General features: G+C 71.0%; 16 protein-coding genes. 2 read left to right on the top strand and 14 right to left on the bottom strand.

The window, feature by feature from the left end; genetic code table 11:
* From ABZ656_RS25555 to ABZ656_RS25495, 13 genes are all read right to left on the bottom strand, one after another.
* A complete protein-coding gene (locus ABZ656_RS25555) occupies window positions 1-693 on the bottom strand; it encodes an SAF domain-containing protein (RefSeq protein WP_060898285.1) in 693 nt (230 codons plus the stop codon).
* Between the two features lie 41 nt (window positions 694-734).
* Window positions 735-1,373: a hypothetical protein gene (locus ABZ656_RS25550; RefSeq protein WP_060898287.1), complete on the bottom strand. Its 639-nt coding sequence runs from the start codon at window positions 1,371-1,373 to the stop codon at window positions 735-737.
* Between the two features lie 287 nt (window positions 1,374-1,660).
* Window positions 1,661-2,254, bottom strand: a complete 594-nt coding sequence (locus tag ABZ656_RS25545) for a hypothetical protein (RefSeq protein ID WP_318274020.1) — start codon at window positions 2,252-2,254, stop codon at window positions 1,661-1,663.
* Between the two features lie 302 nt (window positions 2,255-2,556).
* Window positions 2,557-3,483, bottom strand: a complete 927-nt coding sequence (locus ABZ656_RS25540) for a replication-relaxation family protein (protein ID WP_360270711.1) — start codon at window positions 3,481-3,483, stop codon at window positions 2,557-2,559.
* Complete coding sequence (locus ABZ656_RS25535; RefSeq protein WP_360270709.1) at window positions 3,480-6,101, bottom strand: ATP/GTP-binding protein; 2,622 nt, start codon at window positions 6,099-6,101, stop codon at window positions 3,480-3,482. Before ABZ656_RS25535 ends, ABZ656_RS25540 begins: the two co-directional genes overlap by 4 nt.
* Window positions 6,077-6,718, bottom strand: a complete 642-nt coding sequence (locus tag ABZ656_RS25530; protein WP_360270708.1) for a hypothetical protein — start codon at window positions 6,716-6,718, stop codon at window positions 6,077-6,079. The genes ABZ656_RS25535 and ABZ656_RS25530 overlap by 25 nt, the downstream gene beginning before the upstream one ends.
* Window positions 6,715-7,851, bottom strand: coding sequence for a bifunctional lytic transglycosylase/C40 family peptidase (locus ABZ656_RS25525; RefSeq protein ID WP_360270706.1), 1,137 nt, complete (start codon window positions 7,849-7,851; stop codon window positions 6,715-6,717). The genes ABZ656_RS25530 and ABZ656_RS25525 overlap by 4 nt, the downstream gene beginning before the upstream one ends.
* A complete protein-coding gene (locus ABZ656_RS25520; RefSeq protein ID WP_360270704.1) occupies window positions 7,848-10,598 on the bottom strand; it encodes a hypothetical protein in 2,751 nt (916 codons plus the stop codon). The genes ABZ656_RS25525 and ABZ656_RS25520 overlap by 4 nt, the downstream gene beginning before the upstream one ends.
* 3 nt (window positions 10,599-10,601) lie before the next feature.
* Complete coding sequence (locus ABZ656_RS25515) at window positions 10,602-10,964, bottom strand: hypothetical protein (RefSeq protein ID WP_360270702.1); 363 nt, start codon at window positions 10,962-10,964, stop codon at window positions 10,602-10,604.
* Window positions 10,961-13,645, bottom strand: a complete 2,685-nt coding sequence (locus ABZ656_RS25510; protein WP_360270700.1) for an ATP-binding protein — start codon at window positions 13,643-13,645, stop codon at window positions 10,961-10,963. Before ABZ656_RS25510 ends, ABZ656_RS25515 begins: the two co-directional genes overlap by 4 nt.
* Complete coding sequence (locus ABZ656_RS25505; RefSeq protein ID WP_360270698.1) at window positions 13,642-14,205, bottom strand: hypothetical protein; 564 nt, start codon at window positions 14,203-14,205, stop codon at window positions 13,642-13,644. Before ABZ656_RS25505 ends, ABZ656_RS25510 begins: the two co-directional genes overlap by 4 nt.
* Entirely contained in the window at window positions 14,202-14,543 is a 342-nt protein-coding gene (locus tag ABZ656_RS25500) for a hypothetical protein (RefSeq protein WP_266647304.1), read from the bottom strand. The genes ABZ656_RS25505 and ABZ656_RS25500 overlap by 4 nt, the downstream gene beginning before the upstream one ends.
* Window positions 14,540-15,469: a conjugal transfer protein gene (locus tag ABZ656_RS25495; RefSeq protein ID WP_360270696.1), complete on the bottom strand. Its 930-nt coding sequence runs from the start codon at window positions 15,467-15,469 to the stop codon at window positions 14,540-14,542. The genes ABZ656_RS25500 and ABZ656_RS25495 overlap by 4 nt, the downstream gene beginning before the upstream one ends.
* A 720-nt stretch (window positions 15,470-16,189) precedes the next feature.
* On the opposite strand from ABZ656_RS25495, the gene ABZ656_RS25490 reads away from it, so the two are divergent.
* Together ABZ656_RS25490 and ABZ656_RS25485 are read left to right on the top strand one after the other, a co-directional pair.
* A complete protein-coding gene (locus ABZ656_RS25490) occupies window positions 16,190-17,620 on the top strand; it encodes a hypothetical protein (RefSeq protein WP_360270694.1) in 1,431 nt (476 codons plus the stop codon).
* 25 nt (window positions 17,621-17,645) lie between these two features.
* Window positions 17,646-19,094, top strand: a complete 1,449-nt coding sequence (locus tag ABZ656_RS25485; RefSeq protein WP_360270692.1) for a hypothetical protein — start codon at window positions 17,646-17,648, stop codon at window positions 19,092-19,094.
* Window positions 19,095-19,274: 180 nt separating this feature from the next.
* On the opposite strand, the gene ABZ656_RS25480 is transcribed toward ABZ656_RS25485, so the two are convergent.
* Entirely contained in the window at window positions 19,275-20,432 is a 1,158-nt protein-coding gene (locus tag ABZ656_RS25480) for an oxygenase MpaB family protein (RefSeq protein WP_360270690.1), read from the bottom strand.
* Window positions 20,433-20,451 lie beyond the last annotated feature (19 nt).

The following is a 20,451-nucleotide window of genomic DNA, read 5'->3' as shown; positions in this document are numbered from 1 at the left end:
TCAGGTGCTCCGCGGTTCACGGACCAGCGCGATGCGCCCCTGGGAGGCGCGGGTGGCCAGGACAGGGCCGTCGGTGGTGGCGACGGCAAGGTTCACGACGACGGACCCGGTGGCGTCCGGACGGGACAGCGACACGACAACCGCGTTGATCGAGGACGGGGCTGCCGCGTCGTCCTTCGTGTTGGTGTTATCGCCCTGAGCCGGAGTGGTGACGGCGAGGACCTTGTCGCCAGGGGCTAGGGTTCCGGCCGGGGCCTGGCCGCGTTTGACCAGGACGCCCACCTGCTGCCTGGTGTCACCCAGACCGGTGCCCGCTGCAAGCTGCGAGGCGAGAAGCAGTCCGCCCTTGCGCAGGTCTACGGCCGTCCGCTTGCCGACCACGGAGGCCTTGGCGGATGCCTGCAATGGGGACAGGGCGGAGTCAGTGGAGACCTCGGCCACGGTCACATCCGCCGCTGTCAGGGCCTGTCCGGCTGGCACGTCACGGGCGACGGCCAGCACCTTCGTACGGTCGCTCGCTGAGTTGACGGCCGCCGCCGCGCCCAGCGCTGCGACTACCGCAAGCACAATGCACAGGGCGGCTACCGACCAACGGCGCTCCCGCTTGACCGGTGGGGTCGTGGTGATCGGGATCTCGGGGCGGACTGCCGTGCCTTGCGGACGCGGCACTGCCGGCGCGGCGGGGGTTTCCATGACGGTGGGGCCTTCCAGGGGTTCGAGGGACGCGTGGCCAGTCAGTTGTTGAGGACCTGGACCTCGGCCACCGTGACGTCCACGGCGCTGTTACGGATCTCGGTGAGCTGGCCGGTCTGCCCGCCGCCCTGCCAGTCGATCGTCCAGGTGGAGGTCGCTGTGACGTGGTACTTGCCCGAGGACTGGGCGGAGGACGGCTGTTCGTAGCGGTGGCCGCAGTCCGGGGAGGGCTGCTTTCCGTATGCCGCCTTGTACGGGGTTCCGGCGGTGGTGCAGGTGACGGTGTTGCCGTCGCCCATCGTCCACACGATCTTCGTGACGTGGGCGGTCGCGGTGACGGTGACAGCGCCCGCCGAGGCGCTCTTGCTCTGTGGGCCGTACGTCTCCGCTGACTTCGTGTCCCATAGGTAGACCGGCATGCCGACAACGCCTTTGCCACCTGGTTTGGGAGTTATGCCGATCTCCGGGCCCAGAAGGGTCATCTGTTTCACGGCTTGTTGGGCCAGCTGGGCCGGGTCGACGGCTGCGGCGGTCGGGTCGGTTGCCGAGTACACCGTGCCGCCCGCCAACGGGTTCCCCGGGCAGGTGACGTTGTAAAACGCGCCTTTGTCACCCGGCTTCCAGTCGGCGGGCACGCCAGTCGCCAGCCGCGCTCTGGCCGGATCGGGCTGCGGGTTCATGAGTAGCCAATAGCAGCCGTCTGCCGAGTTGAAGTTGCCCATGCCGGGCCTCGAACACGGGACCGTCTGACCGCGGACCCCGCAGACACGCTTCCCGCCGCTCGTCGTGCCGGAACCGGACGGTTTGCTGCCTGCGGGTGAACCAGGGTCCTGGGCGGTGATGTCGCATTTCAGCTGGTCCGGGGGGCAGTCCACGCCGCCTCCCGGGCCCCCGGCTGCCGCGACGCCGGCCGAAGCGCCCAGCAGGACAAGGACCAGCGTCCCTAAGGAGGTTGTACGACGTGCTCTCAGCATGTGCGCCCCCGGTCGATTTCGGTCGTCCAGATGATCCACTTGCCGTTCGAGTTGATCGCGGTCGCGTTGTACACCACCCGGACGGGCGCCGTCCCGACCGGGACCTTCTTGCCTGTCTTCACGTTCACTTCGTCGTAGTGACTGGTGTCCACGCAGTCAGCGATGGTCGCCTTCATCGGCTTCGCTGCGGTGTCGATACCGGTGATCTCAGGCGAGTTAACGGGCTCGCCCTTCAACACCGTGCCGTGGTCCTGGTAATAGATAAGCGTCGCCTTGATGTTGGACAGCGCCTTGTTGCCGGCGTAGTCCTCGAGCTTCGAGTCGAGCTTCGCCGTGGCGTACGTCCGGTTTCGTGCCTTCCACATGTTGCGGTAGGTGTCGAGGACCGCCGTTTTCTCCGCGGCATTGGGATCGACTGACTGCGTTGCCGACGGGGTGGCCGACTGCTTCGGACTGGCATCATTGCTGCCCGAGGAACAACCGGTTGTGACCGTGAGCACGGCCAGGGCCAGAAGCAAAACCGCGGTCCGGTGATGATTCCGGACGCGAACCGCCGAATGAGCAGTCGGTCGTGCGGAGCCTGCCACTCTTCCTCCCCGTATGGTTCGATTCACTGCTGGCGGAGGCGTGCCACATTGGACCACCCCGGTGGGCAGCGTGATCGAGCTGCCATGGTGCGTTTGCGTAGCGAGAAGGTTACGCATATGCCAGATGGTTTCTGTCTGAATTAGCCAACAACATGGGTAACTTGGCTTAATTTCAGTCACATCCTGTCTTTGCAATCGCCAATCATCCTTGTCGGCGTTCTCCCAGTGCAGCCTTTTGGTGCTGGTGTGCGTCAGCCATGCATGTGGCGCCTCAGGCGGCCTGGATCGTGCACTTTGGAACATCACAGCTCGGTCCACGGCCGTGGCTTCCCGCCGGCTAGTGGTACCCACTGCGGTGCGGTCGGGCCGTGGGTTTCGAGGTCGTTGAGGATTGCGGCGCCGAGGGGTACTTCGCGGGCCAGGGCGGCGACGAGCGGGTGCTGTGTGGTCATGGCTTGCAGGTCGCTGATCCGGTTGGCCAGTACGTGCGGTGTCGCGCCGGTCAGGATGAACAGCACCCGTGGGAAGACCGGATACCAGCGCAGCCAGGCCGCCCCTGCTCCGGCTTGCTGGCGTCGTGAGCGTGCGCGGCCGATGGGCTGCGGTTCGTACGACCACAGCCGCGCGTACTCGATCAGCTTTGATGCCAGGCGTTCGCTGCCCATGGTGGCGCGGTCGACTTCGATGAACGCCCTTAGTTTCGTGCGCTGTTCACTGCCGGCGAGGGTGTAGTGCATGACCGCGTCGGCGATGACTTTCTCGCCGTCGCTGAGGGGGTGGGAGACCTCGGGTGTCCAGTCCAGGTGGCCGTGCTCGTCACCGCGGCGGCGGGCGTCGGCGACGAAGGCCAGGTGGGAGCGGACCACGGTGAGGGTGTGCGGGGTGCGCAGGGAGGCGGCTGTCGCCGAGGTGATGGGGTAGGGGGGACGGCCGCGCAGCGCCGGCCAGTCCCGGGTGAGGCGGGCGCCGTCGGGGGTCAGGAACCAGGCGCGGGACCGGTTGGACTGCGGCAGCACCGTGTAGTCGAGCAGGCCTTTGCGGCGCAGCCTGTTGAGCGGGGTGGAGAGGGTCTGCCGGGTCGCGTGGGGCCGCAGGAGAGTGTGGAGCTGGCTGGTGGTGGCCATGCGGTGCTGGGCGAGCGCGGCCAGGAGCTGGTGCGGCAGTGGCTCGACGGGACTGGGCACGAGCCCGGACGGCTCGGAACGGGCGGAGAGCGGGGCGATGGTCACTGGTATCCCTTCGACTTGTCCAGGCGCAATGGCGCGCTGGCGGGGGTGTGCTGGGCGAGGAAGGCGGCCACGCGGCCGAGCTGGCCGGCCGCGCGGGCGGTGAGCTGATCGAGGGGAAGCGCGCCGGCGGTGGCCCGGGCGGCGTGTTCGAGCGCGGCGACTTTGCCGGGGCGGGCCTGGTCGGCGAACACCTCGTCGAGATGGGGTCCGGTGAGGCGCAGCGGTCCGATACGGCGGCCGCGGACGGTCAGCGACACGTAGTGCTCGAAGCGGTCCAGGACGGCGACCTGGGCCGGGGTGGGGCTGTCACCCCACTCGGCGGTGATGGGAGCGATGGCCGATGTGGAGCCGGCCGTGCTGGCCAGCGTGGAGGCGTTCTGGGTCAGCGACAGGCGCACCGGGGCCGGAAGGCGGGCGAGGAGCTGGGTCATGCCGTGGACGGTGGCCTTGTACTTGCGGAAGTCCTCGAACATCGACGCGATGGTCTCCGGGGCTGCGCCGGTCAGGGTGATCAGCTCGTCGAAGTACAGCCGGAAGGGCACCCGGCCGTTCTCGGGGGTGTCGCGGCGCGAGCGCACCGCGCGCAAAAGGTCCCGGGCGAGCAGGGCGGTCAGCAGCCGGTCGGTGGGCCCGTTCCCGGCCGGGCACACCCACACGATCATCCGGTGGTCCATCGCGGCGCGGGCGTTGTAGACGCCGGCACCCTGGCCGAGGAAGGCCCGGGTGACGGGGTTGGCAGCCAGCCGGGCGAGAGGGTTGAGGACGACGGCGAACGCGTCGGCGGGCAGGGCCGGGAACACGGTCTTCCACCAGGAGCGGCTCTCTTCGTCGAGCCGGTCGGCGGTGGCGGCGAGTGCCGCAGCGCGGAAGTCGGGGTCGGTGAGCAGGGCCCGCGTGTGAAAGACCGTGGCCTGGTCCTCGGGGCGGCCTGCCTGGCAGGCCGCCTGGTTGACGGCGACGAGCACCGACAGCGCGGCCGTGAGGATGGTGATCGCGCGGGGGGCGTTCGCGTCGTCCCAGCCCAGGGCGGCGGCGAAGGCATCGGTGAGGGCCTCGACGACCTCGTGCGGGGCCGGCCCGTGCTGCATCCCCAGCGGATTCCACGAACTGACCTTGGGCGCTGGGCCGTTGGCGTTGAGGTCGATCAGCGCGATCCGGTCCATGAGGTGGTCGTGGGCGAGGAACGGCGCGGCGCGCGGCCAGGAGTCGCGGTGCGGATCGAGGAACATCAGCCCGCCACCGGCGTGGGCCCAGCCGATGGCCTGGGCGAGGGCGCGTTCGGTTTTGCCGCCGCCCGCCTTGCCCACGGCGCACTCGAACAGGGTCTCGGCCGCGTGGGTGGCCACCATGCGACGGCGCCCGTCCGGGCCCCGGTAGAGGCCCTGCAACAACAACTCGGGGTCACCGAAGGTGAATGACGGCAGGTCACCGGCGAGCAGCGGCAGCCGGCAGTGCACGGTCGGCGGCTTGAGCAGACCGGTGAGCTCCTCCAGCCGGACCCAGTTGGCCCGTGGCGGCTGGCAGTACCCATGCCTCCAGCGCCGCTCGAAAGCACGGCGGCTGGGCCAGTGATCGGCGCCCAGCCGCCACGGACCCACCCGCAGCCCGCGCATCGCCCACCGGGAGCGCCCGCCGAACACGTCCAGAGCGGCCTGGAGTTGCGCAAGCCGGGCCTGAGCGCGGCCTTCCACCCTGGACGCGCACATGATCAGCAGCTGCACCCGCACCAGGTGGTCGTCCTCGGCGAGCTTGCCCAGCGCCTCGGCCCGGTCCACCCGGCGCGGCACCGGCGGCATGACCAGCCGCCGCCCGGCGGCCCCGCCCTGCCTGCCGCTGACGAGCTGCTGCAGATGCCAGCCCAGCGGGTCCTCGAACCCTGCTGCGTCGCGCCGCACCCAGCGGGCAGCACGCGCGGTCTCGCGCCGCTCCGCGCGCCGCGCGGCCTGCATCAGCTGCAGACGGCGCGCCCGCAACGCCCACTTCGGCGCCCGCTGAATGTCCAGGCGGACTTCGGCGAGGTCACCGAGATCGGCCCGCAGATCGGACACCGCGTCCACGAGGGGCTGCAGCGGGTCCGGATCCAGCGGCACCTCACGCAGCGGAGCGGTGGGCCTGCCCCGCAGGATGAACTCCGCCCGCACGGTGTGCTCGCGCGGCTCGTCGGCGATCGGCCGGGCCCGGCTGACGGTGACGTCCGGACCGAACGGCGTGATGGACAGCAGACGCTGCGCACCGGCCGGCCCTTCGATCCGGTAGCGGAGCGGGCTGGAGCCGTCGGCGCGCAGCCTGATCTGCACCGCCTTCGACCTTCGCGGCGCCCACCAGGGCATGCTGGTGGAGGCGCGGGCCAGCTGCACCCCGCGGCGGAAGATCTCCTCCAGGCCCGGGTCGAAGTGCCGGGACGCTGCGAGTTCGAGCGCCATCCGCTCGGCCGACGCCTTCAGCGCCAGCCGCCGTACGACGATCTCGCCCAACCCCCAGACCAGGGCGAGGGCCAGCACGAACAGATACCAGTGGCCGGTGAGCCATCCGGCGGCGTCGGCAAGCGTGGTGAGCAGGCCGGGCACCTGTCCTGACGCCGTGGCACCGGCGTTCAGGTGCGGGGCAGCGGAGTCCACGTGGGCGATCCCTTCCTTGTGGTGTGGGTGAAGCGCCAGTCGGTGATGCGGCCGTCGGTGTAGGTCCCGCCGCGGTCGGCCCCGGCCCACACCAGGTGGACCACGGCCCGGCCGCCTCCGCCGTCGCGGCGGGCGATCGCGGCCTGGATGCGGAACCGGGCGAACGCCGGTGCCAGCGCCCGGCCTTCGGCCGTGAAGACCGTGGGCCACCTCCCACGGCCGGCGCCAGTGGCGTCCGCCCGCAGCAGGGACCGGCCCACCGCCAGCAGCCGCCGCGCATCACCTGGCGCGAGGTCCGCCGGCCAGTCAGCGTCCAGTGCCTCCTGAATGACGCGGTCGCCTGCCACGCCTTCGCCGTGCGGCGGCAGCGCAGACACGACGGCGCCCCTGGTAGGGCTGCTTGCTGCGCGGGTCGGCGCGGGCACGTCGGTCGCCGCAGAGCCTTTGGCGGGGGAGGCCGCCGGAGAGCGGGGCACCGGGGCTGAGGAGCCCGGCGCCTTCGTCGAGCCCGACACTTCTCTGGCGTGGGGGACGGCCAGCAGGCCCAGCCCGCACACGGCCAGCAGGACGGTGGCGATGACCAGAATGCGAGGTGAGCGCGGCATGGAAGTGGTCACAGCAGTCGGGCCCCTCCCGCGTAGCCGGACATCGCGTTGACCGCGTCCAGGCGGACCTGGGTGCCTGGGCGGGCGGCGTTGACCATCCGGCCGTTGCCGACGTAGATCCCGACGTGGTAGATCGTGGAATCCCGGCCCGGGGCGTAGGCGAAGAAGACGAGGTCGCCGGGCTTGAGAGCGGTGGTGCCGAGGCCGGCGGGGATCCGCTTTCCGACACCGGCCTGGGCGGCTGCGGTGCGCGGCAGGCTGATGCCGGCCTTGGCGTAGGCGTACAGGGTCAGCCCCGAGCAGTCGAAGCCGGTGATGTCCGCGCCGCTCTTCCCGCTCGGCGAGCAGCAGATCCCCGTGCTGGGCCCGTTCGTGCTGCCGCCGCCCCAGGAATACGGGACACCCCGCTGGGAGAGCGCCACCTCGAGGACGGCGCGGACCCTCCCGGACACGTTCTTCAGGTCCGGGCTCTTGGCGGCCGCCGTGTACTGGTCGATCCAGCCCAGCACGTTCGCCACGTACTCGCTCGAGTGGTTGTACTGCAGGATCGCCGCCTCGAGCTGGGTCCGCTTCGTCAGGTCGCGGCCGTTTCCGCACAGGTAGACGGCGGCGCCGAGGGCGGCGTCGTCGGCGTTGTGCGGGTCGGCGGTCTTGTCACCGTTCGCGTCCTTCCCGATCCCCTCCCAGGTGGAGGGGAGGAACTGGAAGGGGCCGACCGCACGCTCGCCAGTCGCGGTGCCGTCCCACCGGCCGCCGTCGGTGTCCGGGAAGGCAGTGGTGTTGCCGCCCGCGCCGGAGCCGTTGAGCAGTACGCCGTAGATGCGCGGGCGGATGTCGCCGTTGCCGGCGATGGTGCGGCCGATGGCGTGGTTGGACTCGACCTTGGCGATCCCGGCAAGGATCGGCCAGCGCATGCCCTGGCACCTCGGCACGTACTTCCCCACCTGTTGGACGGCGTTCTTGTAGGCGGTGAGCATGCGCGGCGGGATGTCGGCGGCCGTGCCGCCGTCGTCTCGCGCGGCGCTCTGCAGTGCGACGACTGCGCTGATCGCTCCGGTTATGGGGGCGGCGCAGCACACGGCGGCGATCAGCAGCATCACGGTCAGGCAGCCCCATGTGGCCTTCCGGCTGCGGCGGCGGGTCACGGGCCGTCACCGTCTTCGGGCTCTGCAGGGGCCAGCCAGTCGACCTCTGCCCCCATGCGCCGCGCCTCTTCATAGGCTCGCGCGCGCTGCGCCTGCTCCTGCTGCCGGCGGAGCATTTCGGCATCGGGCGCGGTACGCCGCAGCAGCTCCTGGAACCGGGCCCGTGCCTGGCTGCGCGTGTTGTCGCTGATTCTCCCCGGGGCGGTGGGCCGCGGGGCCGGGGAAGCCGGCGCGCTGGGCGGCGCGGAGGCCTGGCCCGTACCGCCTGCGGGTCCACCGGACCGGGGCAGCCTGGGAGATGAGGACGGCCCTGAGGGCGACGAAGGGCCGGGGGGCGATGAAGGGCCGGGTGGGAACGGTGGCCTGGGTGGGAACGGTGGCCTGGGTGGCGGCGGTTGGGTAGGGACGGCAGGGGTGTTGTTGCGGCGGATCAGTCGTCCGGCGTCTCCCCAGGCGTGAAGGTCCTGGCGGACGGTGTTGCCCCATACCTGCACTTGCTGGCGGGCGTCCTGGGAGTAGCGCGAGCCGCCTGACCGCGCCGCGCGGACGGTGGCGGGCAGGCCGACCGTCGTCCCGTAGACGGCGCGGCCGCCGCGGTGCAGGATGCGGTAACCGCGGAAGCGGACCAGCCGGTTGTGCGCGCGGGTGGACAGCAGGGTGCGGTCGGTGTTCTGGTCGTGCAGCGTCTGACCCGAGTTGGGGTCGAGGACCTGGCCGTCCTCGTTGCGGTACCGGTCGGGTGGCCCGCCGGGCCTGAGCGGCCCGCCGCTGCCTGAACCGCCCGGTCCGGCACCGGGCGGGCCGCCAGGATCGCCGTCGGCGGTGGGCTTGCGCCATTTGATGAGCTTGTCCATGTCGGGCCGCCTGCCGATGAGCAGCCAGTGGGCGCCCTTCGCGCCGAGCCGTGTTCCGAGTCCGCCGACGGCCGCAGCGGCAGTCAGCGGTGCGAGTCCGCGTCCGGCTTCGGCCGAGGCGTCGGCCAGCAGCCCCCCAGTGTCGACGGGCATGCCCGCGCCGTCGACCAGTGAGGCGAGGGCGCCCATCAGGCGCTGGCGGGTGCCGAGCATCCCGAACCGGCCGCCACCTCCGGTGAAGGCGCGCAGCCCGCGGCCGTAGCCGCCCATCGCTGCGGGTGAGTTCATGGCGAGGGCGGCGCCGAGTTCGGAGGTGTCGCCGGGCATGTGGGTGCCGCCGACCTTTGCGTAGCGCATCCGCATGGCCATGCGCCGGCCGAAGGAGGTGATGCTGGTCAGCAGTCTGCGGTGCCCGGCCGCACCGGCGATGGCCAGCACGTCGATCAGCAGGATCCGCTCGACCACCAGGTCGGGGCCGTTGGTGATGGTGGCGTCGACGGCGATGCCGAAGAACGGTACGAACGCACAGATCCCGACCAGCGCGAGGATCGCGATGCCCCACAGGGACACCCACCTCCACACGGACTGGCGGGCAGGCCCGGGCAGCATCCCGGCGATGAAGGTGACCCCACCCGCCGCTGCGGCGGCGGCGCAGATGCCCTGGGTGCCGAGCAGGACGATCGCGCTCGACAGGAGCATGCCGCAGATGAACAGGGCGGCGATCAGCAGCAGCCCGGCGCCGCCAACGCGCCACCAGGTGGGCTTCTCGGCGTAGGCGGCACACGCCTTGCCGACCGGGCCGGCCCGCTTCATGTCGGCCAGGAAGGAAGAGAACTCGCGGTCTTCGTCGGTGACGATGGCGTTGGAGGCGTCCAGCAGTTCGCCCCCGGGGGTGAGCGACGGGAGAGTGCCGCTTCCGCTGGGGACATCGCTGGTGGAGCGCTCGCAGTACTTCTTCGCCTCACCCTTGATCCGCCGGCAGGCATCGTTCCTGGCGCCCTTGCCCTTGTTCTGCGCGCTCGCTTTGTACCCGCCGGTGATCCACTTCAGGTGGACCGCGTACGCCGTCCGGTCGGCCGTCTTGGCGGGGTCGAGGATGCGCCCGTACTCCAGCAGCATGTACGGCTTGACGATCAGCGCGTTGGTGATCGAGTCCTGGATCGGGCGGGCCACCTCCGCGGCGGAGACGGGGCCTTCGTCCTCCTGTTGAAGGCACTTGAGTTCCTGGTTGCCGGCCATGCCGTCGCACGGGCCGCGGCTGGCGAGTTTGCCGCCCCAGTCGTAGGAGTTGACGCTCTGCTGGGCCACCTCGGCGGCCACCTGCTGGGCCTGGCCCAGTGGGCCGTCCTGGGTGAGGAGGTAGTCGGGGCGGACGAACGCGGACGCGGCGAGCGCCGCGATGAGCAGGGTCAGGAAGATCTCGCCCAGACCGCGGCCGACACGGCCGCGCACAATCATGAATCCGGCGAACACGAACGCCCAGGCCAGCAGCAAGCCCTTGATGCCGAGGGTGTCGACGACCACGCGGGTGTAGGAGTCGGCGACCTTCTGCGCCGGCTGGATGAGGATCTTCAGGAGCGGGAACCGGAAGGCCAGCTCGATGGCCCACCCGGCCAAGCCGACCAGCAGCCGGATCAGCGTGAACAGACCGGACAGGGCGAAGGCGAGCGCCTGGGACCTGAACGCGACGATGGAGCCGCCTTCGGCGTTCAGCTCGTACCCGTTGATCGGCACCCCCTCGGAGGAGGTGATGTTCAGCGGCGAGAGCAGATCACCGGTCTCACTGCTGCTGCTCTCCGCAAACACGACCTGGCTGTTGACCATGACGAACACGCCGGTGAGCAGCAGGATGAAACCGGCCGAGCGGAGGGTGCCGCGGTCTGGACGCCACATGTGTCAGCGCCGCCCTTGCCCAGCGGTACCCCGGCGCCGCCACACAACGAGGACGGTCAGCCCCGCGCCGGCCGTCACCAGCCGCCACGCAGCCCCGGCGGCACCGCGGTGCCCGGTGGAGGTGGAGACGGAGTTCGTGGTGCCACGCTCGCAGTACTCCTTGGCGGGCCCCACGATCCGGTCGCACGGGTCCTGGTGGCCGGAGTGGGCGTCGGTGGCGAAGGCCTGCCCGGTGTGTGGCCACCACGGCTCCGGCGTGCTCGTCCCGAGGGTCAGGACGAGCACGCCGACGGCGGCGGCGATCACTATGAGGACGCTCGCGGCCGCGGTGACGTGCCGGGAGCGGTCCCAGGAAGAAGAGGTCATTTGACGTGTTCCTTCGGACGGGCACCGGCGGGCGGCTCAGAGGATGAACCCGGGTACGAGGCAGGGCTCGTGCGGCGTCCCGGGGTGGTGGTGATGGACGACTTGATGCGCCGGATGTCGGGGATGGCGACCTTGACGCGGCCGGTGTTCTGCCGGGGGCAGGTCAGCAGGAACTCGCCTTCACGGCCCTTCTGGCCGACAGGGGAGAGGCCGGTGGTCACCAGCCGCAGCAGTTCCGGGTCATTCGGGTCGAGTCCGACGAACTCAAGGCCCCGGCGGGCGCGTTCGCGATCCGTGGTGCGGGCGAGCGCCCGGTAGGCCATCAGGCCGCGGTCAGGACCGAGCTCCTCGGCGTCGTGCGATCCCGCGAGCAGGCCGGCGCCGTGCTTGCGTCCGTCGTGGAGGATCTCGTGGACGAGGGAGGTGCCCTCGGCGGAACTGGTCAGCCAGTACAGCTCGTCGAGGACCACCGCGGTGAACCGCTCGGGGTCCTCGAACGCGGTCTGGCGGGCGATCGCGGCAATCAGGTAGAGCACCGCGCGGCCGATCAAGGCCTCCAGCGGCTGCTGGTGCAGCACTTCGGGTTTGTCGAACGCGGCCTTCGGCGGCAGCTTCAGTCCGGTCGTGGTGATCACGATCATGTCGGAGGCGCTGGAGGCGTCCAGCCGGACCGGCGGCAGCGCCGGGTCGAACACCATCGCGGCAAGAGGGTTGCCGGCCACGACGCGAATGAGGCCGGCGAGGGTGGCGGCCGCGTCCTGCCGCTTGCCCGCCTCCGCCCCGGCCATCTCCTCGAGGACCAGAAGCACACGGTGCATGGAGGGGGCGTCACCGGCGGCGGCCCGCTCGACGGCATGGTGCAGGACCTCACCGTTGGTGCTCATCGGGCCGATGCCGAGCTGGAGCGTGAGGTAGGACAGGGCATAGTGGCGGCCTTCGGGGCCGTCGAACATGCGCAGCGGGTCGATGGACACCTCTGCCTGGGCGGCGTCGATGATCTGGCAGCGGCCCTTAGCGGCTGTGCGGGCGAAGGTGGCCCACTCGCGTACCGGGGTGCGGTCGATGCAGATCGCGCAGCCGCCGCGCGCCCACACCGCCTCCGCGATCAGCTTTTCCAGGACGCTCTTGCCCGCGCCCAGATCCCCGACAATCCCCATGGAGGCGGACGCGTCCTGCTTCGGCGCATCGGCGACGTTGATCATCACGGGGCGGGTGGTGCCGCAATCCAGGTCGATGCCGAGGAACATGCCGTTCGGGTCGCCGACCTCGCCCACGGTGAAGGCACCGGACAGCGCCCAATCCTCGGAGACCTGGTGCTGGGTGAACTCCTGGATCACACCGGGCCGCGCGGTGCCGGGCAGGCCGAGCGTGAACAGGGCCTCCTGCAGGCCGGCCGGGCGCACCGCCCGGTAGTCAGCGCCGCCGAGCAGCGCCGCCAGTGCGCGGGCCCGGGCGTCGCAGATCGCGGCGGTCGGCCCCCACACGGTCAGCACGGTCACCGACTGCACCTCGACTTCGACCGAGGTACGCGAGAGCCTGGTGTCTAGTTCGCCGAGATCCCGAGCGGCCTCGGTCAGCGAGGCGGGCATGCCGGTGGGGCGGGCGTCGTACTGATCGGCCTGGTCGATCAGCTCGTTCTTCTTGCGCCGCACCTGATCCCGCGCCTTCTCCGCGGGCACGAGGGTGAGGTCGACGGTGTAGTCGACGGGGAAGTCCAGGAGTTCCAGCTGCGCGAACAGGTCAGCTGCGTCCTGGCTGACAGCGGGCGGGCACTCGGCCAGCGCCAGCTGCGCCTGATAGCCCACCCCGGCGTCGGACTCCACCTGCAGCCACCGTCGGCGCAGCGGGGAGGCCGAGTTCAGCCGCCACCAGGCCTGGCGTCCCGACCGCGTGATGCGGCCTGCGTTCTTGAGCTCGTCGACGTCGTCGAGTTCGGGGTCGATGCCGCCTTCCTGCAGGCGGACCTGGCCGAGGTCGGCGTAGCTGGGGGAGCGCAGCACGCCCTCCCGGATGTGCCCGCCGAACAGAGCGCTGGCTTCGGCTTCCGCTAGCAGCGGCTCCGGCAGCCCGCGGTGGAGGGCGTGCTGGATCATCCACACGATCTCCGCCGGGCGCCCCGGGCGGAAGGCGATGCCGCCGGCAAGCGCGGCCTCCACCCGGGAGGCCTGCTCCCGGTAGGCGCTCACCTCGCGGCGCGTCACGGGCGCTGCCCGCATGCCCAGCGCCGGAGCCAGTCCCGCCCACATTGCGCCGAGCGACGCAGACACCTGCAGTCCGGCTGTCTCGGTCTGCAGCGGCACCGCCAGCCACAGGGTGCGGAGGTGCATCTCCTGACCGTCCAACAGATCCAGCGTGGCTTCGACGTTCTCCACCCACGGGTGCTCCTGGCCCGACAGCGGTTCGCCCGGCTCGACGCCCTCGATCATGCGCAGCGCGATCTCGCCCGGATCGACCCGGGCGCACAACCCGAACAGCCGCGGCGCCCCGGACAGGGAGCGCACCAGATGCGTGATCTTGGCGAGCTGCTCGTCCCGTACGGCGGCCGGCACGTAGGTGCCCTGCACGGTCTCCTCCAGGCGACCTTGTGCGTCCGGGCCCGGGTGCAGCCGGTAGATGCCCCACACGCTGCCATGCGTTGACCAGACCAGGTGCCCTGCGATGTGACGGATCGGAACCCTCACCGCGCACCCCCCTGCTGGGCGAGCGCTAGCAGTTGCTGCACACCCGACACCGGCCGCACCGGCGCCGCGGGAGCAGCCGGCGCCGGGCGGCGTCGCGTGGACGATCGCGGCGTGGTCGGTGTCCGGCCGGCCGGCTGCCGCCGCGCACGGAACGGTGCGACCAATGGGACGGAGGCGAACGCGTCCTCGATGGTGAAGCCACCAAGCAGCGCGTGGGAAGTGCGGTCGCGGGCGGCGCGGCCGCCGATCCGCCCGCCGCGCGGCTGCCAGCCGAGCAGCACCCAGCCCAGGGCCGCCTGCATCGGAGCGCGGCCGTTGATCTTCGCCCGGCGTACCGCCCAGATCGCCAGCAGCCAGGCCGCGATCGGGACGGGGCCCATGCACGCCCACCAGCTGATGGTCTTGACCAGAAGGAAGCCGCCGCCGACGGCGACCGCGATCTGCGCAGGGGTGTAGGGGCCGAGGGGAATCTTCCAGTCGGCGACCTTGCCCAGGACCCAGGGGTGGCGGCGGGCGGAGGTGTAAAAGCGTCCCATCCGCACCTGGGCGGCGGCGCTCACAGCCAGCCTCCCGCGCCGGCGGAGTGGTCACGCACGAGAGGGTCGGTACTGCGCACGATGCCGGGGATGGCGGGTGCGCCCTTGGCCGGGTTCTTCACCTCGTCGGTGAACATGTTCGCCAGGTCGTTGCGCGAGTTGTACAGGCCCAGCGCGATCACCATCAGGAGCAGGGCGCCGATCCCGGCCTTGAGGCTGAACTTCTGGATCATGATGACGACCACGAGGCAGACCAGACCGGCCTGCAGGCCCTTGGTCGCCCACTCCTTGAACATGTTGATCCACGAGTTGCCGAGGTCGTTGAGCTGCCCGGCGAGCATCAGGCTGTGCACCGTGTTCACCGGGCACCCCCGTCCTGGGCGGTCCCGGACTCCAGCGCCGCAACTTCCCACCGGCCCGAGCGGGCCGTGAGCGTGAGCTCGTACCCCAGCGGCCACCGGCCGCCGGAGTCCCGGGCTTCCACCTGCGCGAGGACGCGGACCTTGGTGCCGTCGGCCGGCACCTGCCCGGCCTCCGCCTCCTCGACAGCGGACACCTGCTGCACCGAGACCGTCGTATACGGCGCGGGGGAGACGGCCGACATCCGCACGCCGGGCGCAAGGTAGCGGTCAACCTCCCCGGCACCGGTTAGGTAGGCGGCGAGGAACTCCCCGACAGCGGAGGACAGATCACCCTCCGGGACCGTCACGCCGTACGACGACTTCGGCACCTCGGCCCGGGCCGGGCCGGCCACCACGCCGGGGGCGCCGGTCACGGCGAACAAGGCGCCGCTCGCGTTTGCGGTCATGGGGACGACGAAGTAGCGCAGCCGTCCGTCGGCGTACTGCGCAGCCACGGTCACCGCCCACTCGCCGTCCCCGCGCTGCGCACTGCGCACGGCGGTCACCGCCGCCGGCTTCGGCTGCGCACTGGCGACCGGGTCCGGCAGATCGACGTCCGGCGCGAGGGACTGCGCAAGCCGCGCCTGCGCACTGTTCGCGTCGTCGGCGCTGCTGTGCAACCAAGCGTCGACGAACACCTGCGCATAGCCCGCAGGGTCGGCCGCGGCGGCCGCGCTGTGCACGGCGGCCGGCTTGTCCGAGGGGGCGGCCGCGACGGTGGGCGGGCCGGACGCCACCGCGACGCCCAGGGCGACGGGGCCGGCCGCGATCGCGGTGAACAGGGCAAGGCGCGACAGGCGGACGCGCCGCCTCATCTTCTCCAGCCGGGCGCCTGCGGCCATCGGGGGAGCCGCATCGCTCTCCGAGGCCTGCTTGCCAGGGGACATGGTCAAACTCCCAGGTCAGAACGTGTACTTGCTGACCTTGAGACAACCCGCCGACCCCGACCAGACCACCGACCATGAGCCCCCGACCACGGTCACGATGGGGACACAAAGCCCGTGGTCGGGGTCATGGTCGGCCCGACCACAGCCCCGACCATGGCCCCAGACGGCGACCGGGCACGCCTGAACCGAACGTCGCCGTGAAGGTGGTGGAGACGGGGAACTGGCCCAGCGAGCCCAGGGGACACAGAGGGAGAAGCCGCCGAAGGACCGGGCCCGCGCCGGCTCCTGGAAGGCGGCCGCGGAAGGCCCGGTTGCGCACGCCTTGGCCGAGTGCGCAGACCAACGTCGACGGCGCCTGTCCGCTGTGCGCAGTCGGCTGCACATGCCGAATGCGCAGGACCCGGAACCGTTGCGCAGCTGCCTGCGCAATGAGCGACGCTGCCGCTGCGCAATCGCGACTGCGCATCCTTCGGCTGGCGCGCCGGGGAAGGGCCGTGGTCGGCCCGACCATGAGCCCGACCACGCCAGCCCAGTGTGCATGTTGCCGGATCGTGACCGGTGGTCGGGGGATGTGGCCGTCAGCCTGGTCGGGGGCGCCGGGTGAGCTGACGGAATGGATCTCGCTCACGTCACCTCCCACAGCGGCCCCGGCCACCCCGCTCCCGCACGTCCGCTCCAGGGCGTCGACGGCCGCGCGCACTCGGCGCGTGAGGAAGCACGATGAGCCGCTTCGGGGCGGGGATCCGCCGTGGGGTGATGGCGGCGGACCAGTTCACCCAGATCGCCAACGGCCTGTTCCGCGACCCACGGCTCTCCTTCAAGGCGAAGGGAATCTTCGGCTACGTCAGCACCCACCGCGCCGGCTGGCACGTGACGGTCGCCGACCTCGTGCGCGCCGGACCCGACGGACGCGACGCCGTGCGCGGCGGCCTGAGCGAACTGCAGCGGCACGGCTACCTCATCCGCGAACAGCTGAGGCACGACGACGGGACGCTCGGCGAGATCGTGTACTCGATCACGGACCGTCCCGCTCCCGTCGACGCCGGCCTTGCCGCGGCGGCTGGTTCGGCGTTCGCCTCCGCGCCGGCGGGTGAGGCGCCGCCCGGCTTCGGGGCGGGGATCCGCCGTGGGGTGATGGCGGCGGATCAGTTCACTCAGATCGCCAACGGCCTGTTCCGCGACCCCAGGTTCTCCTTCAAGGCGAAGGGAATCTTCGGGCTCATCAGCACGCACCGGGACGGCTGGCGGATGAGCGTCACGGACCTGGTGCGCCGCAGCCGCGACGGCGAGGCGGCCGTCAAGAGCGGCCTCAGGGAGCTGGAGAAGCACGGCTTCCTGCTCCGGGAACGCGAGCGCCACCCTGACGGCACCCTCGGCGCGGCCGCGTACTTCATCACCGATCTGCCCAGCCTGCAAAACGGCAGGTCGCAACCGATGTCGGGTTTTCCACCGGTGGATAACCCGACGTCGGTTAATCGCCCCACTAAGAACACCAACAGAAAGAAGACCAACAAGCAGAAGACCAGCACCGTCCCTCCGTGCGACCGCAGCGACATCGCGCGCACACCCGAAGGGACGGACCAGCCCGACGCACCAGCGTCCCCGCCGGCTGCGCTCCCGGCGGACGAGATGCATCCGGGGATCCAGCTGCTGCTCGAGATCGGAGCGAGCCGTCCGGACCTCCTGCTGACCGGCAAGGTGCTGACCGATCAGGGCCGCGTGGCCACGGTGATGCTGGAGTCCGGCTGGAGCAGCGAGCAGCTGCGCCACGTCATCACCGACCGGCCCCTGCCGCACCCGGTGCGCACCTCGGTCGGCGCGATCATCGCCGCCCGGCTCCGCGCCGCCCACGCCTACCCGCCGCCTGCCATCGCAGCGGACCACCACGATGCGCCCCCGTGGAACGAGCCGTACGCGTCGGCGACAACGGAGCGTTCATCGACAGGGGCCGCCGCCCGCAGCGTGACCGAGGCCCTGACCTACCGGGCCCTCGTCGAATGCGCCGGCTGCGGCGTGCCCGCAACCGCCCCTGGTGAGGACCTCTGCCCGGCCTGCCTGGGCTGGCCGCTGTGCCGCACCTGCCCGGGCCCGACGCCCCGGCGCGCCCACCCCGACGGCAACGGCCGCTGCAGGACCTGCGCCTCCGCCTGACCGACCCACTGGAAGGAATCAGCCCATGACGGACACGCTCCGCACACCACCACCGACCGCGGCCGCACAGCACCGGCGCCCCTTCACCCTCGACCCGGGCCGCTGGGAGGCGGAACGCTCACGCGCCCTGCGGACCGGCCACGTCCGCGACCACACCTGCACGGCCGAGTGCGAACCCGTCCTCGTCTACGAACGCACCCGGTGGGGCTGGCTCGCCTGGACCGTTCCCGGCGACGGCACCCCGCCCGAGCAACCCCATCAGATCGGGGTTCTCACCCCCACCGCGAGCCCTATGCAACGCCTGTCCCTGCGCTGGCTGACCAGGCACCCCGCCCAGCGCCTCACCCTGGCCCCCACCATCCCCGGGTCCCTGCGACTCTCCGCCGCTGCCATTGCCCTCATCAGCCTGCTCGCAGGCCTGTTCGCGATGGGCCACGGCGTTCCCGTCGACGCCGCGCTGCCGGGAATGGTGCTCGCTCCGATACTCGCCGAGCACCTGCCGCGCCAGCTGGACGCCCGGGCCCGCGAACACGTCCGCAGCGTCGAAGGCGACGGCGCCTGCCGCTACTTGCAGCGCCTCGCCGCCCTGCACACCTTCCTCGTCCAGGCCGCCGCCGGCAGCGACCGCTACGAGCTGCGCCGCTCGGCCGAGATCGGCCGGCACACGCTGTGGGACGCCGCCGGCCTGCTCCAGACCCAGGACACCCGCTCGGCCTCGGCCGACCTCATCGCTCGTGAACGGCTAATGGTCCAACTCGCCGACCAGGCCGCCCAGATCCTCAAGCCCACACCCGGACCGGCCAACGCGGACCAGGCCCGCAAGCCCGAGCGTCCGTTGGGCCCGTACCCACCCGGTCCCCGGCCGACGACACGGCCAGCACCTCACCACGCGCCCGGCACGTCATCGCTGAGAGGGACCCTCCTCATGCCCCAGCCCCAGCCCGGCCCCGATGTCCGCACCGCGGACGTCTACCTGCTCTTCGCACACGAGCCGTATCACCCCGGCCCCGGAGCCCAGGAGATCAACGCCACCGTGGTGACTGCCGACACCCTGCTCCATCCGCAGGTCCAGCAGCCCGACGGCGCCCGGATCCACGACCTCCTCACCCGAGGACGGCAGCCGGGCGAGATCATCCCGCTGGCCACCCTCACACACGAACTGAACGGTGGCGCCGGCTGGCCGACGGTCGGCGACTTCGAACGTGTCACCACGGACCTGGTCCAGCTCGTGCGGACGCAGATGTGCGATGCCCTCAGCCTCGGGCTTCCCGAAATCGCCCGGGCTCTGATCTGCACCGGCCTGGACAGCGAGGTGCGGGCCTTCGACGCCGCAGCGGGGGAGTCCATCGTCTACGGACCGGACGACCGAGCCAAAGTCCTCGCCGAGGTCGGCATGTTCCTCACGGGCATCGCAACCGAGCAGCCTTTCTGGCCGGGCGACGGGCTCTTGCCGCCGCTGTGCCAGAGCACCTGACGACGTAGCCGACCGCCCGGACGGCCTGCGCAACCGGACCCTGACACAGGGGGACCGACGAAATGCGGAGCGTGGGGTGACGGAATGCTCGGCGAGAGGGATCAGCGGGCAGGCGTGTGGCCACCGTTGACCTGTCGCGGCGAAGGTTGAGCGGTTCTCATCGAAGGTTGAGTGTGTGGGTCAAGAGACTGTGGCGGTCGGCGGGGTCCACCGGTGGGAGCGGGTCACCGTGCTGGAGATGCCGTAGTCCTTCTTCAGCGTGTCGGGAATGGCGTAGTGCATGACGCGTCCGCGGGTGAGGGAGGACAGCTCGAAGACGGTGGTCAGGTGGCCGAGACGGTCCAGGGCCCAGGCGCCGAGCGGGGAGCGGTCTTCGATGGTTTCGAGGATGCCGAGGAGGTGGGGCACGGCCTTGACGACGGTGTCCCATGGGGTCTGCGGCACGTGGAGCCAGTCGGCGCAGGTGTTGCCGATGAGGTAGCGGATGAGGGCGGAGACGATCGGGTCGAAGAAGGTGCCGGGCACCACCTCCTCATACAGGTGGATGAGCTGCCGGGTCAGATGCGTGCCCTCCTCGGAAGGCCCCATGTGCCGGACCATGTACAGGTCGAGGAACCGGCGCGCCTCGTCGAGAGTCCCAGGGACGGCGTCCTGGTCGACGCCGAGCATGGCACCGACGACGCGCCACGCGTAGTAGTAGGCTTCCGCGCCGTCCGTCGACATGTGGATGCCGAGGCGATGCAGGCTGTCCAGTACGAGCAGGGAGAAGAACATCTGCCCGCCGATCATGTCCTCCTGGCAGATCGGCGTCCCGTGGGCTTCGGTGTCCCAGCGGTTCTCGCGCTTGAGGTGGTGGCGGATGGAGGCGTGCAGGAGGCGGACCTTCTGGGCGGCGGGGATGAAGCGGCTGCCGGCCTCGAAGGCGTCGGGCTGCATCAGGTAGACGGTGAACTGGCCGGTCTCCGCCATCCGTTTGGAGGGGTACTTCAGCCCGTGGGTCGTCGACAGCAGCTTCGCCACGTGCGGAACGACGTAGCAGGCGGGCATGGAGGCGAAGGACAGCGCGGTGGAGATGTGAACGTTGTTGTCGACGAAGAACAGCCGGGCCTTCTCCATCTCCGCCCAGTCCACCCAGGCCGGCACGCGGGCGGCCTCAAGGTACTCGCGCGCGACATCGGGCAGCCCGTCCGGCAGGGGAGCGCCGACGGTGGAGACGTAGCGCATCAGGGTGTTGAATTTGCCCACCTCCCCGCGTTCGAAGAGCGCGGCAACGGTGGCGTCGGCGAGTTCGTCACCGGCCTGCCGCAGGGCGTCCATCGATGCCTCGGTGTAGGTCATGGCAAGGCTCCTTGTCTTC

This window comes from Streptomyces sp. NPDC007095 (assembly GCF_040634475.1).
Taxonomy (GTDB): Bacteria; Actinomycetota; Actinomycetes; order Streptomycetales; family Streptomycetaceae; genus Streptomyces.
The sequence above is the reverse complement of the archived record's forward strand: the minus strand, read 5'-3'. Positions and strand labels throughout refer to the sequence as shown.

Bases quoted from the DNA above. Each gene is read 5' to 3' on its own strand.
- ABZ656_RS25555 (WP_060898285.1), bottom strand. From the start codon at position 693: ATGGAAACCCCCGCCGCGCCGGCAGTGCCGCGTCCGCAAGGCACGGCA.
- ABZ656_RS25550 (WP_060898287.1), bottom strand. From the start codon at position 1,373: ATGAACCCGCAGCCCGATCCGGCCAGAGCGCGGCTGGCGACTGGCGTG.
- ABZ656_RS25520 (WP_360270704.1), bottom strand. From the start codon at position 10,598: ATGTGGCGTCCAGACCGCGGCACCCTCCGCTCGGCCGGTTTCATCCTG.
- ABZ656_RS25515 (WP_360270702.1), bottom strand. From the start codon at position 10,964: ATGACCTCTTCTTCCTGGGACCGCTCCCGGCACGTCACCGCGGCCGCG.
- ABZ656_RS25495 (WP_360270696.1), bottom strand. From the start codon at position 15,469: ATGTCCCCTGGCAAGCAGGCCTCGGAGAGCGATGCGGCTCCCCCGATG.
- ABZ656_RS25490 (WP_360270694.1), top strand. From the start codon at position 16,190: ATGAGCCGCTTCGGGGCGGGGATCCGCCGTGGGGTGATGGCGGCGGAC.
- ABZ656_RS25485 (WP_360270692.1), top strand. From the start codon at position 17,646: ATGACGGACACGCTCCGCACACCACCACCGACCGCGGCCGCACAGCAC.
- ABZ656_RS25480 (WP_360270690.1), bottom strand. From the start codon at position 20,432: ATGACCTACACCGAGGCATCGATGGACGCCCTGCGGCAGGCCGGTGAC.